Source organism: Arthrobacter sp. Y3221114 (genome assembly GCF_059092625.1).
In genome coordinates, this window is record NZ_JBNHHW010000004.1 from 18,937 (window position 1) to 33,744 (window position 14,808).

The following is a 14,808-nucleotide window of genomic DNA, read 5'->3' on the forward strand; positions in this document are numbered from 1 at the left end:
CGCTGCACGTGCGCAGCGGGCTCCGTTTGGGGCACCTGCTCCGGTTATTTTGCGGAGCAGACGCCCCAAGTGGGGCACCCGCAGCGGGAACCGCTCTCCTTAATTCAGCCTAACGACGACGGCGGTGGCCACCGCCGCGATCCCCTCGCCGCGGCCGGTGAATCCCAACCCGTCGCTGGTGGTCGCCGAAACGCTAACCGGCGCCCCGGCCGCCTCGCTGAGCACCGCCTCGGATTCGGGCCGGCGCGGCCCGAACTTGGGGCGGTTGCAGACCAGCTGGACCGCGATATTGCCGATCTCGAACCCGGCCTCGCGGACGATCCGGGCGGCTTCGGACAGCAGCCGGACACCGGACGCGCCGGCATACTCCGGACGGTCGGTGCCGAAGTGCGTGCCAAGGTCCCCGATGCCGGCCGCGGAGAACAGCGAGTCCGCGGCGGCGTGCGCGGCAGCGTCGCCGTCGGAATGGCCGGCCAGGCCCCTTTCCCCCTCCCACAGCAGGCCGCCCAGCCACAGCGGCTGCGGGTCGGATTCCGGGGCGAAAGCGTGGACGTCCACACCGATTCCGGTGCGCGGGAGGGGATACGGGAATTCGGGCACGGTCAGCCTTCCAGGACGGGTCGGGGCCGGCCGGCGGCCAGCAGGGCCTCCGCCACGGCCAGATCCAGCGGCGTGGTGATCTTCAGGGCCCACGCGGAGCCCGGCACCAGCATCACCTCGATGCCGTGGCGCTCCATCAACAGGGCTTCGTCGGTGATGGCCACGACCTCCTCGGGGGCCATGCCGGCCAGCCTCCGGTGCGCCCGGGCCAGGGTTGCCGCGTCGAACCCTTGCGGCGTCTGGACGGCGCGCAGCTGGGCGCGGTCCACCGTGGCGGCTACTTTCTCCGGCGCGATCGCGGCCTCGGCACCGGTGCTCGGCGCGGCCGTCTTGATGGTGTCCACCACCGGCACCGCAGGAACGACGGCGCGCGCGCCGGCCGCCAGCGCGGCGGCTACCCGCTCGAAAACCTCGGGCGGGGTGAGTGCCCGGGCCGCGTCGTGCACCAGGACGCCGGACATGCCGTCGCCCAGCCCGCGGAGCGCGGCGGCGACCGAGGCGGCGCGGGTGGCACCGCCGTCGACCGTGGAGACAAGAACGTCGGGGTACTGCGCGGCGAAGCCGGCACAGAGCCGCCGCAGGGCGGTGTCCCCGGCGGGGACGGCTACACAGATCCGTGACGCGATGTCGGCCGCCAGCACGCCCCGGAGGGCGTGGACGAGGATCGGTTCGCCGGCCAGCGGGACCCGGGCCTTGGGCAGGCCGTAGCCGAGGCGGGTGCCCGAGCCCGCCGCCACGATGATCACGCCCAGGGACGTGCTTGCTGTGCTCACCCCTTTAGCCTAATGGGCCACGGTCGGGCGGTTGGGTAACGAAAAAGCGGCCGGCATCCAGTGCTGGATGCCGGCCGCTTGAAGCGCAATCAGGAGGCGAGAACCTCGTCGAGGACCTCGGCTGCCCTGTCTTCGTCGGTCTTCTCGGCTAGGGCGAGTTCGGAGATCAGGATCTGGCGCGCCTTGGCCAGCATCCGCTTCTCGCCCGCGGAAAGGCCGCGGTCGTGGTCCCGGCGCCACAGGTCGCGGACAACTTCCGCTACCTTGATGACATCGCCGGAGGCCAGCTTTTCCAGGTTCGCCTTGTAGCGGCGGGACCAGTTGGTCGGTTCTTCGGTGAACTTGGCACGGAGCACATCGAACACATGCTCGAGGCCTTCCTTGCCCACCACATCGCGGACGCCGACCAAATCCACGTTCTCTGCCGGAACTTCAATAGTCAGATCGCCCTGGGCAACCCGGAGCTTGAGATACATCTTCTCTTCACCTTTGATGGTGCGCATTTTGATCTCTTCGATCTTTGCTGCACCGTGGTGAGGGTAAACAACCGTCTCGCCGACCTCAAATACCATCTGTAGTATCCCCTTTCCCGACCTCTAGTTTATCACGGATGGTTTGGCCACTTCCGCGAGTTTGCAGGCCTGGACGCCCGTCGGCACGCTAGAATGCCGCCTTTTGACCCCTTGACGGATCCCGGATTTGGTGCTTCGTCCGCGGGTTCTTACGGACGTCGAATCCTACTTTTGACCGGTTTGCGGATAGGCTAGGCGAGGCAAGCTGCCGAGATCTGCAGCACCGCACCTGATTTTGACTGAGGAGTTTCCGCCGTGAAGATTGCGCCGAAGAACCGTGTGCAGCGCACCCTTGTAGCAGGCGCCGCCGCGCTCACCCTGCTCGCATCGACCGGATGCGGCGCAATCAACGAACAGGCCACCACCAAGTCCTACTCCGCCAGCGACGGCATCGTGGCCAACGTCGGCTCGATCGGACTGCGCAACCTGTTGGTCGTCGCAGAGTCTGCCGACGCCCCCGCCCGTATCCTCGGCACCGCCTTCAACACCTCGGATTCTCCCGTGCAGTTGGCCCTGACCGGCCCGGGCAGCACCGCCACCGTCACTGTCCCGGCAGACGGGAAGGTAATTTTCGAAGAGGACGAGAACGAGACCATCGTCGGCAGCCCGGGTGCCGCTCCCGGCGCCCTGGTGGACCTCACCGTCCGCGTGAACAACGAGTCCGCCGACGTGCTGGTGCCGGTCCTCGACGGTACGCTCCCGGAGTACCGGGACTTCGTCCCGTCCGCTGAGCCCGTCGAGACCGCGGCGCCGACCGAGACCGCCGCTCCGACAGACGGCGCCACCGAAGAACCGACCGAAGAGGCCGGCGCCTAACCGACCGTCGCTTCACAAAAGGCCGGGCCGCTTCCCTTTCAGGAAGCGGCCCGGCCTTTTGCTGTGGCGGCGCCCTCGGTCTACGGTTCGAACTTGTAGCCCAGCCCCCGCACGGTGACCAGGTAGCGCGGCGCCGAGGGATCGGGTTCGATCTTGCTGCGCAGCCGCTTCACGTGCACGTCCAGGGTTTTCGTGTCGCCCACGTAGTCGGACCCCCACACCCGGTCGATCAGCTGCCCGCGCGTCAGTACCCGGCCGGAGTTGCGCAGCAACATCTCCAGCAGTTCGAACTCCTTCAGCGGCAGCGACACCGGTTCGCCGTCCACGCTGACCACGTGCCGTTCCACATCCATCCGCACCGGTCCGGCGGAGACGGCATTCGGCACCAGTTCTTCCGGTTCGCCCTGGCGGCGCAGTACCGCACGGACCCGGGCCACCAGCTCGCGCGAGGAGTAGGGCTTGGTGACGTAGTCGTCGGCACCGAGCTCGAGTCCCACCACCTTGTCGATCTCCGAGTCCTTGGCGGTGAGCATGATGACCGGAACCGCCGAGCGCTGCCGCAGCTGCCGGCATACTTCCGTCCCGGACTGTCCCGGCAGCATCAAATCCAGCAGGACCAGGTCCGCGCCGGCGCGGTCGAACGCCACAATGGCGTCCAGCCCGTTGTCCACCACCTCAACTTCGAAGCCCTCTTTGCCCAACAGATAGCTCAACGGATCGCTCAGCGATTCTTCATCTTCGACGACCAGAATGCGGGTCAAGCACCGACTCCTTGTTCATGCGCCACACCGGCGCCCTGCGTGCGCGGCTCCACGGATTCTGTGGTGCCGCCGTCTTCCTGCTCCATTTCCGGCAGTCGCACGGTGAAGGTGGAGCCCTGTCCGGGCTGCGACCACACCGATACTTCCCCGCCGTGCTGGGAGATGACGTGTTTAACAATGCTCAGGCCCAGGCCTGTTCCACCGGTCTGCCGCGAGCGGGCATCGTCGATCCGGTAGAACCGTTCGAAGATGCGGTCTTGTTGGTCGGGGGTGATGCCCGGGCCCTGGTCGGTCACCGACACGGTGGCCAGCCCTTCGCGCACCCGCAGCCCGACCCCCACCTTGCTCCGTTCGGGCGCGTAGCGGATCGCGTTGTCGATCAGGTTCCGAAACGCGGTGGTCAGCAGTTCAGAATCGCCGAAGACCGGCGCGTCGACCTTCCCGCCCACCGACAGTTCTACATGGCGGCTTTCGGCCATCAGCTTGTTGCGGTCTACGGCCTCGGCCACCACGGCGTTCAGGTCCACCTCGGTGCCGCCCTGCACAACGTCCGCGCCCTGCAACCGGCTCAACTCGATGATGTCCTGCACCAGGGCACCCAGCCGGCGCGACTCCTTGTGCATGCGGCCGGCGAAGCGGCGCACTGCTTCCTCGTCGTCGGCGGCGTCGTCGATGGCCTCGGCCAGCAGCGAGATTGCTCCGACCGGCGTCTTCAACTCGTGGGACACGTTCGCCACGAAGTCGTTGCGCATCGCTTCGGTGCGGGTTATTTCCGTCCGGTCATCGGCCAGCAGCAGGATGTATTCCTCGCCGATCGGCGCCACGCGCACCTGGACCACAATGGTGCCCTGGCCCAGCGGACCGCGCGGCAGTTCCAGCTGCCGCTCCTCGATCACGCCATCGCGGCGCACCCGGGCGGTCAGGTCGAGCAATTCGGAATGCACCATCGTGTGTCCGCGGACCAAGCCGAAGGCGTAGGCCGCCGGGCTTGCCCGGACCACGCCGTCGATCGCGTCCACCACCACGTAGGCGCGGCCGACGACGGACAGCACCTCGGCGGCACCGTCCGGCAGCGTCGGTTCGTCCACGTCCTGCAGGCGCCGCCGCTGGCGATCGCTCAGGCCGAAGGCGAGCACACCGAAGCTGCCCAGCACCAGGCCCACGAGCCCTGCCAGCAAGCCGAATATCAGTGGATCCACGCCTCTAGCTTAGGCGCAGCCGGGCACAGCCGAAGGCCGTTCCAGTAGCAATCGCCCCTCCGTTCAACTAACGTTCACTTGAGGTGGCGTAATAGTTAACCGCGGGCTGAGAGGGTATGAAGCCAGTGGGACGCTAGGACGCCTATGCTCCACGTACACAAGCGAAAGGACGCCAGTGCGCAAGGTTTTCCAGGCCGAGCTCCATCAAGTCGGAGAGCAGCTGGTAGAGATTTCCCGGTTGGTCACCGAGGCGATGCAGAAGGCAACCACGGCGCTCGAAACCGCCGACATCGATTTGGCCCAGGAAGTCATTGCCGCCGACGCCCGGATCGATTTCCTCCAGACGGACCTGGACGAGCGTTCCATCGACATCCTGGCGCTGCAGGGGCCGGTCGCGTCGGACCTGCGGATGATTGTCGGCGCCCTGCGGATGAGCGCCTCGCTGGAGCGGATGGGCGACCTAGCCCGGCACATCGCGCAGCTGGTCCGGCTGCGGTACCCCGACCTCGTGATCCCCGCCTCGCTGCGCGACACGTTCCGGGAGTTCGCCGAGAAGGACATTGCGATCTCGGAGAAGCTGACCGAGCTGCTCGAGACCCGCGACCTGGACCTCGCGGCCCAGATCGACACGTACAATTCCCGCATTAATGAGCTCCATGCCGGCGTCTTCAAGGCGATTGCCGATCCGGCCTGGAACTCCTCCGGGCCGACCACCGTGGACGTCTCGCTGGCGAGCCGTTACTTCGAGCGTTTCGCCGACCACGGCGTCTCCGTGTCGCGCAAGGTGACCTACCTGGTCACCGGTGAGTGGCGCCCCAACGGCCAGTCCGTGTAACGCAAGGACTTAAGCAGGAAGGCCGGCTCCCCGCGGGGGCCGGCCTTCCTGTGTTTAAGCGTGTGCCTACTTCTTGCCCTGGTTCGCCACGGCCTGGATGGCTTTCGCCGCGGCAGCGGCGTCCAGGTACGTGCCGCCGGCGGTGACGGGCTTCAGGTTCTCATCCAGCTCGTACACCAGCGGGATGCCGGTGGGGATGTTCAGCCCGGCGATGTCTTCGTCGCTGATGCCGTCCAGGTGCTTGACCAGCGCCCGCAGCGAGTTGCCGTGCGCGGCCACCAGCACGGTCTTGCCCGCCTTGAGGTCCACGGAGATGTCCGATTCCCAGTAGGGCAGGAAGCGCTCCAGTACGTCCTTGAGGCATTCGGTCCGCGGCACGGCGTCGCCCAGGTCGGCGTAGCGCGGGTCGTTGGCCTGCGACCACTCGCTGGCGTCGTCCAGGGCGGGCGGCGGCGTGTCGTAGGACCGGCGCCAGACCATGAACTGGTCCTCGCCGAACTCGTTGCGGATCTGCGCCTTGTCCTTGCCCTGCAGGGCGCCGTAGTGGCGCTCGTTCAGCCGCCAGCTGCGCTTGACGTCGATCCAACTGCGGTCGGCAGCCTCCAGCGCGAGGTTGGCCGTGACAATGGCCCGCTTCAGCCGGGAGGTGTACAGGACGTCGGGAAGCAGATTGTGCTCGACCAGCAGTTCGCCGCCGCGGTGCGCTTCCTTGCGTCCCAGGTCGGTCAGCGGGACGTCGACCCAGCCGGTGAACAGGTTCTTTTCGTTCCAGTCGCTCTGCCCGTGGCGCAACAGGACCAGCGTGTATTTCGAGGTGGAAGTCATGGCTGCCATCCTAGCGGAGCACCGCGTGGCACCGGCGGCGCCGGCAGGACATTACGCAGCCAACCAGGGGACAGCCCGGAAATCCCTCTGCGTGAGCTTGGGCACACTCGGCCCCTTAGCGGCCGGGGCGGGGCCGCCGTGCCCTTATTCTTTTTTCTCGTGCCCCAGCTCACCGCGACCGCAACCCGGCCAGTCCGTCGACCCATCGGCACGGTCACCCGCGGCACCACGAATCCCAATCGGCTGCGCCGCATGGACCGCTGGCTGGCCGGTCCCGCGGTCAGCTGCCTCCGCCGGTCCGCGGACCCGCTGGTCATCGACCTGGGCTATGGGGCGGCGCCAACCACCGCCGTCGAACTCCATCACCGCCTGTCCCGGGTGCGCCTCGATATCGAGGTGATCGGGATCGAAATAGAGCCGGCACGCGTCGCCTCGGCCAAACCGTTGGAGCGGCCGGGCCTGACCTTCCGGCAGGGCGGCTTCGAGATCCCGGTGGCGGGCCGGCGGCCCGCGGTGGTCCGCGCGTTCAACGTGCTGCGGCAGTACCCGGAATCCGAATATGGCGCGGCGTGGGACACGGTGCGGGGACGCCTGGCGGCGGGCGGGCTGTTCATCGACGGCACCTGCGATGAGATCGGCCGCCGCGCCACGTGGATCGCGGTGGCGCCGGAAGGGCCGCTCTCGCTGAGCATCTCGCTGCGCTTCGGCGCGTTCTCCCGACCCTCGGAGGTGGCCGAGCGGCTGCCCAAGGCGCTGATCCACCACAACGTTCCCGGCGAGCGGGTGCACCGCTACCTGCAGGCGCTGGACCGGGCGTGGGCGGACGCGGCTCCGCTGGCTTCGTTCGGAACCCGGCAGCGCTGGCTGGCCATGTGCCATTCAATGCACGACGCCGGATGGCCGCTCCTCGACGGGCCGTCGCGATGGCGGCTGGGGGAAGTCACCGTAGCGTGGCACGCCGTCGCGCCCGCGCACTGAGCGACGCCGAATCTACCAGGGGTAGGCCGACCCGCCGCCCTTGACCTCGATCAGGGCGGGCTTGACGTCCGCCAGGTACACGCCGGCAGCGGCAACGGCGGCCAGCTGGAAGATCATCCACGTGCCCAGGCCGCCCGCGCCCAACGCAACCAGGGCGCCGACCGCGGTGGAGGCTGCCAGCACGCCGACCCAGAAGCCCTTGGTCTTCTTGAAGGCGGCTTGGAAATAGTCGGCCTTGCGGCCCACGCAATCCGCCAGCGCCCATATTTCGATAACCAGGGCGATCAGTCCCAGGACCGTATATAGCCAGTATTGGATGTCGTAGGCGAGTAGCACGGGTTAAGCCTAACCGGTGGGGGTGCGTTTCGGCAGTCTCATACGTCCGCCACGGCGAGTGCCTGGTCCAAGTCCGCCCAGAGGTCCGCGGGGTTCTCGATTCCGACGGACAGCCGCAGCAGGTTCTCCGGGACGCTCTCGGGTTCGTTGACATGGCGGCGGCGCCGCTCGATCAGCGATTCCACGCCGCCCAGCGAGGTCGCCGGCAGCCACAGCCGGAGCGCGTCAATGACCTTGTCCGCTGCTGCCGCCCCGCCCTTGACCTGAATCGCGATGATGGAGCCGAAGCCGTCCATCTGGGCGGCGGCACGGGCGTGCCCCGGATCTTCCGGCAGGCCCGGGTAGCGGACGGCCTCCACGGCCGGGTGCCGCTGCAGTTTCCGGGCCAGCTCGCCGGCGGTGGCTTGGGAGCGCTCGACCCGCAGCGCCATGGTCCGCACGCCGCGCAGCGCCAGCCAGGTCTCGAACGGTCCGGCGATGGCGCCGCGCAGCGACCGGTGCACGAGCAGCTTCGCGCGCAGGTCCTCGTCGGACGTCACGAGGGCGCCAAGCACCACGTCGGAGTGGCCGGCCAGGTATTTGGTCACCGAATGCACGACGACGTCGACCCCCGCCGCCAGCGGGCGCTGGCCCAGGGGCGTGGAGAACGTGTTGTCCGCGACCACCAGGGCGCCGGCCGCGTGTGCGGCGCGTGCCAGCACCTCCACTTCGGCGATCTCGAGCATCGGGTTGGTCGGGCTTTCCAGCCAGAGCATGTCGGCGCCGGCCAACTGCGCCGTCACGGCAGCGGTGTCCGCGATGTCCACGGTGCGCAGCTGCAGTTCGCCGCGCCCGGCCAGCTGCTCGGCGATGGCCAGGCTGCCCTGGTAGCTGTGCCGCGGCATCACCAACACGCCGCCCGGCGGGATCAGCGACAGCGCCGCGGAAACGGCCGCGAGCCCGGACGCGAAGACCAGCCCGGGCAGGGACGCGCCTTCCAACTCGGCCAGGGTCTGTTCGAACGGATCCCAGGTCGGGTTGGAATAGCGCCCGTAGGCCCGGTCCCCCTGCACGACTTCGCCCCGGCCAAAGAACGTGGAGGACAACACCAGCGGCGGATTGACCGGTGCGTCGTGGTCGCGGGGCGGCCGTCCGGAAGAGACCACAACGGTGTCCGGGGCAAGATGCCCGGCATGCTGGCGGCCGTGGGAGAAGGCGTCGGTCATGACAGCACACTAGTACCGCCGCCATCCACACGCTAACTGTGACCGTCCCGCGTGCACGGGCGATTCCAGCTAGGCTAATCAGGTGAGTTCCGACCGCCAGCCCGCCGCCGCCCGCGGTCTCTTTATCGCATTCGAAGGCGGGGACGGGGCCGGAAAATCAACGCAGGCCGCCGCCGTCGAACAACGCTTGCTTCAGATGGGCCGGACGGTGCTCCGCACCCGCGAGCCCGGCGGCACCCCCGTGGGCGAAAAGCTGCGCGCGCTGGTGCTCGAACACGGCAACGGCGAGATCGATGCCCGCACCGAGGCCCTGATCTTCTCCGCCTCCCGGGCCGCCCACGTCGAACAGGTCATCCGGCCGGCCCTGGAGCGCGGCGAGGTGGTGGTTTGTGACCGGTTCATTGACTCCTCGGTGGCGTACCAGGGTGCCGGCCGCGGCCTCGGCCTGGCGGCGGTTCGGGAGCTCAACCTGTGGGCCACGGACCGGCTGCTGCCCGACCTGACCGTGCTGCTGGACGTTGCCCCGCAGCAGGGTCGCGAGCGGCGGACGGCCGGAGATGCCGCCGAGGACCGGCTGGAGTCCGAGTCCGACGACTTCCACTCACGGATCCGGGACGCGTTTCTGGAACTGGCCGGCGCTGCCCCGGAGAAGTACCTCGTGCTGGACGCCGCCGCCGACCGCGAAGACCTGACCGGGGCCATCATGGCCCGGGTGCGGGAGCTGTTGGCATGAGCGTCTGGTCCGACCTGCCCGGCCAGACCGCGGTGATCGAACAGCTCAGTCGGGCGGCCGCCGCCGAACGCCCCGCGCATGCCTGGCTGTTCACCGGTCCGCCCGGCTCAGGCCGCAGCAACGCCGCCAAGTCCTTCGCCGCTGCGCTGCTGTGCGACCATGCGGATCCGGCCGAACGCGGCTGCGGAGCCTGCCATGCCTGCCGCACCGTGCTGGCCGGTTCCAATGCGGACGCCACCCTCGTGGCTACCGAAAACGTGACGTTCTCCATCCAGGAGATGCGCGACCTTGTCGGCAAGGCACAGGACAAGCCGTCGTCGGGCCGCTGGCGCGTGATCATCATCGAGGACGCGGACCGGATGACCGAGCGCACCACCAACGTGTTGCTCAAGGCCATCGAGGAACCGCCGCCGCGGACCATCTGGATCCTGTGCACCCCCAGCCCGGCGGACGTTCTGGTGACCATCCGCTCGCGGTGCCGCCCGGTGAGCCTGCGCATTCCACCGCCCGACGACGTCGCCGCCCTCCTGATCCGACGGGACGGTGCGGATCCCGAGCTGGCAGGCTTCGCCGCCCGGGTCTCGCAGAGCCACATCGGCGTGGCCCGCCGCCTGGCCACGGACGCCGATGCCCGCCACCGCCGCGACACGATTGTGCGGTTGCCGCTGCGGCTGCGCGGCGTGGCCGATGCCGTCACGGCCGCCGGCGAGCTGGTGGAAATCTCCAATGCCGACGCCGCGGCCGCCTCCGAACAGCGCAACGAGGCCGAGCGCGAAGCGCTGCTGATCGCGCTCGGGGCACCCGAGAAGGGCGCCATGCCGCCGGCCATCCGCAGCCAGCTCAAGCGGCTGGAGGAAGACCAGAAACGCCGCGCCAAGCGCAGTGTCAGCGACTCGCTGGACCGGGTGATGATCGACCTGAGCACGTTCTTCCGCGACGTGCTCACCCTCCAGCTGGGTACCGGCACCGAGCTGGTCAACGAATACCTGCGCCCGGACTTGACCGCGTATGCGGAACGATCCACCCCCGAACAGACGTTGGGCAGGATGGACGCCATTGCCCAGGCCAGGCAGCGCCTGGGCACCAACGTTGCCCCCGTCCTGGCCATGGAAGCCATGGCCGTCAGCCTGCTCTGAGTCCGCCCCGGACCCGCACGCAGCACTATCCAGGAGCCGCCCGCATGCCCCGCACCCGCCCCAGGCACCCCGCTTCCACAGCGCGCCGTTCCGCAGCAGCGGTGCTGGCCGCCGTCGTCCTCCTGCTGGGCTCCGGCTGTTCGGTGATCGCCCCGGAACAGGAGCGCGAGCCCGCGGACCCGGCGCAGGTCACCAACGGCGTGGCCGAAGAACTGATGCCGTTCTACACGCAGGCCGTTGACTGGCAGCCGTGCGAGAACGGTTTGGAGTGCGCGGACGTTGACGTGCCGCTGGATTACTCGGATGCCGGCGGCGAACGAATCCAGATTGCCACCATCCGCAGCGACGCCGGCGGTTCGGCGCAGGGGTCGATCCTGGTCAATCCGGGCGGGCCCGGCGGTTCCGGCTACGACCTGCTGCGCGACGGCCTCCAGACGATGTTTTCCGAGCAGCTGCGGAGCGAGTATGACCTGGTCGGCTTCGATCCGCGCGGCGTCCAGCGCTCGGCGCCGGTGACCTGCCAGACCGACGCCGAACGCGACGAGGCCCGGCAGGCGGAGTACGACCGCGACTCGGCCGAGGACCTCCAGCGGGCGATCGACGATGCGGCCGAACTCGCCGCCCAGTGCGCGGAGAAGACCGGCGAGGTCCTGGGCCATGTGGACACCGTCAGCGCCGCCAAGGACATGGACATTATCCGGGCCGTCGTCGGCGACGAAAAGCTGAACTACCTGGGCTTCTCCTACGGCACGTTCCTGGGTGCCACCTACGCCGGGCTGTTTCCGGAGCGGACCGGCCGGATGGTGTTGGACGGTGCGCTGGATCCGTCGCTGAGCAACGAACAGATCACGCTGGGCCAGGCGGCCGCCTTCGAGGACACCATCCACGCCTACGCGGAGTCCTGCCTGGAGAAGGCCGGCTGTCCGATGAGCGGCAGCGTGGACGACGCCGTGGCCCAGCTGCGCGACCTGATCCGCTCGGTCGAGGAGAGCCCGCTCACCGCATCCGACGGCCGCCTGGTCCCGGTCGGCACCTTTGTCTCCGGCCTGCTGGTGCCGCTGTACGACGACGCCAGCTGGCCGATCCTCACCCAGGCGCTGACCAGCGCGTTCCAGGGCGATCCCAGCACCGTGCTGCTGCTGGCCGACAGCAGCGCCGGACGCGATACCGACGGCCGCTACACCAGCAACAGCACGTTCGCCTTCATGGCGGTCAACTGCCTGGACTATCCGATGGAGACCGATCTGGCCGCCATGCGCGAGGACGCCAAGGAACTGGAGCAGGCCTCCCCCACCCTCGGCCGTTACCTGGCCTACGGCGGGGCGAACTGCAAGCACTGGCCGTACGAGCCGACCGGTGAACGCGCCCCGATCCACGCCGAGGGGGCCGCGCCGATGCTGGTGATCGGCACCACCGGCGACCCGGCCACCCCCTACGAGTGGGCGGAATCGATGGCCGAAGACCTGGCGTCGGCCACGCTGCTGACCTACGAGGGCGAAGGCCACACGGCGTACGGGCGCGGCAACACCTGCATCCGCGATGCGGTGGACAGCTACTTCGCCGACGGCACGATGCCGGCCGAGGGCACCGTCTGCTCCTGAGCCGGCGCGGGCCGGTCGTTTTGACCGGCCCGCCACGGCTCCCATATAGTTGTTCTTCGTGGATTCGGCCCGGAAACGGTGAAGATCCCGGCCTCCTTAGCTCAGTCGGTAGAGCGTTTCACTCGTAATGAAAAGGTCGCCAGTTCGATTCTGGCAGGGGGCTCCACTTCCCGGAATTTTGGGAGTTCCAGAAATCCCCATGGCACGTATCGGCCCAAGTATGAAACCACATGCCACAGCCTTACCATGGCATCCCGCCATCTGAAGCGCAGCGGGCGAAGCCACGGAACACCGGCTCCCTTCCCCCCGACCTGCCGACGGCACAAGGCCAGAACCCGCTTGGGTTGCAAGGGCACTCCGCAAGGATGATGGGAGGACCACGATACGTGGTGCCTGCCCGAGCTGCCCTCATCAGCCATCGGACGCGTGCGCTGGCCTTAGTTCCCGAACGCGCCACCGGTTCCTTCGCAGGCGGACTGGCCGTCTCGTGCGTGTTTCTTCACCTGCTGCCCGAGATCCCCGAGGGCGATGAAGCCATCGGCGAGGCGCTCTCCGATGTCTTGGAACCTGACCGACCGAAGTCTTGACGAGCATTGCCCCGACCGTTTCGCTGCGACCGGGCGGGTGTTCCTGGCCGGTTTGCTGCTGGCGGGATGGGCGCTCTCCGCTGTTGCGGCACCCACGAGCACGCTGGCCGTGGCAGTGGCGCTCCTGGCCGGTTTCGTACTGCTTGAACGTTTTCAAAAAAGAACTGCCCTCCAGCCGGGGTTCCAGGTTCGGCTGGTAGCGCCAGCAGGCCTGGCCTGCTGGCGCTCGTCACAATTCTGGGGGCATGACGGGCGGGGCTGCTGCGTCGCTGACCGCCCGGAGGAGCTGCAGGCGTTCCGTTTGGGTATAGGTGCCGGCTTCGATGGCTTCGCGCATCTGAGCAAGCTGCTCGCGGATAGCCGACCGGTACCGGCCTTCCTGGTCGCACCATGAGACTTCCTTGAGCAGTTCCACGATCCGTTGGGCCACGGCCGGATCCTTTATCCCGTAGAGCCTCGGCTGCCCCACCGCCAGGTTTAGGAGGTCTTCGAACGACGGCAGCGCTAACTCCACCCGGACCAGACCGCTATCATCGGTGAGCCTTCGAGGAGAAAGGTTCCGGGCAGCCAGTCGGCACAGCAGCGCAGACAGATGGCCCAGAGCGTGCACTGCGGTGGTGGGATCATTGATGCCCGGCGAGAGCGCGCGGGCGGCCACGTCGACGAGTTGGCGGAAACCGAAGCCGACGTCTTGGACGCTGGTGCGTTCGAAACCGGTGGTGACGGCAGCATTAACCTGCTGCAGCAGCCGCTCAGTGGCCTCGGCAGTGAGCTTCTTGGCCGGCTCCAGCGGCCATGCCCTCGCGAGCGGGACGCCCTCAATCAGGGAACTGCCGGGTGGGCAGTCTATTCTGAGTACTGCGCCGGCGGCCGTTGCGGCCGCTACCAAGGCTGCTTCGTCCACGGCTGTGAGAAAACCTGAGGACACGGCTCGAACGTGCACGGGTGAGCCTTCCATCCCCGGGTGCGGTGGCCGATCACGACGGTCCTCGGGGAAAACTCGGTCCAAGGTCGCCCTGGTCTCGGAGTGCACTGTCCGCATCATGGTTTCGACCCGGATTTCGCGTGTGAGATGCGCCAGGAAAAGCACCAGCGCCAAGACGCTGGCGACGGCCAGGACGAAGGCGACGGTAACGGAAATATCGGGGACGAAGGAACCGCTCTCCTGCCCTCCTGTCCTGACGCTTCTGAGCACAGTGAGGGCGAAGACGAACGTGGCCAGAAACAGGGCCAAGGTCGCGTGGACGAAGCGGTCACGGGTGAAGGTGCGCAGCAAGCGAGGTGAAAACTGGCTGCTGGCCAGCTGGAGCGTGACGACGGTGAGTGAAAACGTCAGCGACGTGACCGTGATCAGAGATCCCGCAATCGTCTCCAACAACGACCGTGCCGCTTCGGGACCGCCCCCAAACAGCAGCCCGGCCACGGACCGCGGCATGTCATCGTCTAGGGCCGCGTCCATAACGGGGAGCGCCACCCCCAAGCCCACGGCAGCGCCAACAGACAGTGCGGGCAGCGGCCAGAGCTGCGTGCGGTAGGCGTCCCACACCTGCAGCGCCCGCTGACCCACGGGTCTTACCCGTCACCCAGTGAGGTGAGGACCCATGTGCCCCTGCACCGAGTATGCGGACCCGGCGCACCGAGCCAAGAGCCTAGGGTCTTCGGCCCCAAAAGCAGCCCCGGAATGACCATGGATTCCCCCTCAGCGAGCCGGCCCTCGCATCGTACTGCATTGCTTCCTGTCTGACACGCCGGCCGAGACTGACAAGAAAGCAATCGCCCGGTTACGGAAACAGCGCCTATCTGAACCGCGCCCCCGGTGGGCGCACTGTGCGAGGATCGTACATGATGTGG

Annotated in this window: 16 protein-coding genes and 1 tRNA gene; 8 read left to right on the forward strand and 9 right to left on the reverse strand. The window is 68.0% G+C overall.

Annotated elements, in window-relative coordinates; all coding sequences use genetic code 11:
• Positions 1–99: 99 nt before the first annotated feature.
• From ispF to AC5RV3_RS09670, 3 genes are all read right to left on the reverse strand, one after another.
• Complete coding sequence (ispF, locus tag AC5RV3_RS09660) at positions 100–600, reverse strand: 2-C-methyl-D-erythritol 2,4-cyclodiphosphate synthase (protein ID WP_494121944.1); 501 nt, start codon at positions 598–600, stop codon at positions 100–102.
• Positions 601–602: 2 nt separating this feature from the next.
• Positions 603–1,373, reverse strand: coding sequence for a 2-C-methyl-D-erythritol 4-phosphate cytidylyltransferase (gene ispD, locus AC5RV3_RS09665; protein WP_494121945.1), 771 nt, complete (start codon positions 1,371–1,373; stop codon positions 603–605).
• 89 nt (positions 1,374–1,462) lie between these two features.
• On the reverse strand, positions 1,463–1,945 hold the full coding sequence (locus AC5RV3_RS09670; RefSeq protein ID WP_494121946.1) for a CarD family transcriptional regulator: 483 nt from the start codon (positions 1,943–1,945) through the stop codon (positions 1,463–1,465).
• A 255-nt stretch (positions 1,946–2,200) separates the two neighbouring features.
• On the opposite strand from AC5RV3_RS09670, the gene AC5RV3_RS09675 reads away from it, so the two are divergent.
• Positions 2,201–2,761, forward strand: a complete 561-nt coding sequence (locus AC5RV3_RS09675; RefSeq protein WP_494121947.1) for a hypothetical protein — start codon at positions 2,201–2,203, stop codon at positions 2,759–2,761.
• 80 nt (positions 2,762–2,841) lie between these two features.
• Here AC5RV3_RS09675 and AC5RV3_RS09680 read toward each other — a convergent pair whose 3' ends face one another.
• Positions 2,842–3,522 (reverse strand): winged helix-turn-helix domain-containing protein, encoded by a 681-nt coding sequence (locus AC5RV3_RS09680; protein ID WP_493988876.1) that lies wholly within the window; start codon positions 3,520–3,522, stop codon positions 2,842–2,844.
• Positions 3,519–4,721 carry a sensor histidine kinase gene (locus AC5RV3_RS09685; RefSeq protein ID WP_494121948.1) on the reverse strand — a complete coding sequence of 401 codons (1,203 nt, stop codon included), beginning with the start codon at positions 4,719–4,721 and terminating at the stop codon, positions 3,519–3,521. The genes AC5RV3_RS09680 and AC5RV3_RS09685 overlap by 4 nt, the downstream gene beginning before the upstream one ends.
• 175 nt (positions 4,722–4,896) lie before the next feature.
• On the opposite strand from AC5RV3_RS09685, the gene phoU reads away from it, so the two are divergent.
• On the forward strand, positions 4,897–5,556 hold the full coding sequence (gene phoU / locus AC5RV3_RS09690) for a phosphate signaling complex protein PhoU (RefSeq protein WP_494111909.1): 660 nt from the start codon (positions 4,897–4,899) through the stop codon (positions 5,554–5,556).
• Between the two features lie 66 nt (positions 5,557–5,622).
• Here phoU and AC5RV3_RS09695 read toward each other — a convergent pair whose 3' ends face one another.
• On the reverse strand, positions 5,623–6,381 hold the full coding sequence (locus tag AC5RV3_RS09695) for a phosphoglyceromutase (RefSeq protein WP_494111908.1): 759 nt from the start codon (positions 6,379–6,381) through the stop codon (positions 5,623–5,625).
• 252 nt (positions 6,382–6,633) lie between these two features.
• Between AC5RV3_RS09695 and AC5RV3_RS09700 the strand changes: the two genes are divergently transcribed.
• Positions 6,634–7,359 carry a class I SAM-dependent methyltransferase gene (locus tag AC5RV3_RS09700; protein ID WP_494122339.1) on the forward strand — a complete coding sequence of 242 codons (726 nt, stop codon included), beginning with the start codon at positions 6,634–6,636 and terminating at the stop codon, positions 7,357–7,359.
• Positions 7,360–7,371: 12 nt separating this feature from the next.
• On the opposite strand, the gene AC5RV3_RS09705 is transcribed toward AC5RV3_RS09700, so the two are convergent.
• Both AC5RV3_RS09705 and AC5RV3_RS09710 read right to left on the reverse strand, forming a co-directional pair.
• Complete coding sequence (locus tag AC5RV3_RS09705) at positions 7,372–7,695, reverse strand: DUF2516 family protein (RefSeq protein WP_494121949.1); 324 nt, start codon at positions 7,693–7,695, stop codon at positions 7,372–7,374.
• Positions 7,696–7,733: 38 nt separating this feature from the next.
• The gene (locus tag AC5RV3_RS09710; RefSeq protein ID WP_494121950.1) at positions 7,734–8,900 is read right to left on the reverse strand and encodes a trans-sulfuration enzyme family protein; all 1,167 of its coding nucleotides are present in this window, start codon (positions 8,898–8,900) and stop codon (positions 7,734–7,736) included.
• An 82-nt stretch (positions 8,901–8,982) separates the two neighbouring features.
• On the opposite strand from AC5RV3_RS09710, the gene tmk reads away from it, so the two are divergent.
• The 5 genes from tmk to AC5RV3_RS09735 all read left to right on the forward strand — a co-directional run bounded on the left by tmk (position 8,983) and on the right by AC5RV3_RS09735 (position 12,957).
• Positions 8,983–9,633: a dTMP kinase gene (tmk, locus tag AC5RV3_RS09715; protein WP_494111906.1), complete on the forward strand. Its 651-nt coding sequence runs from the start codon at positions 8,983–8,985 to the stop codon at positions 9,631–9,633.
• The gene (locus AC5RV3_RS09720; RefSeq protein ID WP_493988869.1) at positions 9,630–10,769 is read left to right on the forward strand and encodes a DNA polymerase III subunit delta'; all 1,140 of its coding nucleotides are present in this window, start codon (positions 9,630–9,632) and stop codon (positions 10,767–10,769) included. Before tmk ends, AC5RV3_RS09720 begins: the two co-directional genes overlap by 4 nt.
• A gap of 44 nt (positions 10,770–10,813) precedes the next feature.
• Positions 10,814–12,370, forward strand: coding sequence for an alpha/beta hydrolase (locus AC5RV3_RS09725; RefSeq protein ID WP_494121951.1), 1,557 nt, complete (start codon positions 10,814–10,816; stop codon positions 12,368–12,370).
• 90 nt (positions 12,371–12,460) lie between these two features.
• Positions 12,461–12,536 (forward strand) — tRNA-Thr (locus tag AC5RV3_RS09730).
• 223 nt (positions 12,537–12,759) lie between these two features.
• The gene (locus AC5RV3_RS09735) at positions 12,760–12,957 is read left to right on the forward strand and encodes a hypothetical protein (RefSeq protein WP_494121952.1); all 198 of its coding nucleotides are present in this window, start codon (positions 12,760–12,762) and stop codon (positions 12,955–12,957) included.
• 229 nt (positions 12,958–13,186) lie between these two features.
• On the opposite strand, the gene AC5RV3_RS09740 is transcribed toward AC5RV3_RS09735, so the two are convergent.
• The gene (locus AC5RV3_RS09740; protein ID WP_494121953.1) at positions 13,187–14,524 is read right to left on the reverse strand and encodes a DUF2254 domain-containing protein; all 1,338 of its coding nucleotides are present in this window, start codon (positions 14,522–14,524) and stop codon (positions 13,187–13,189) included.
• Positions 14,525–14,808: the final 284 nt, after the last annotated feature.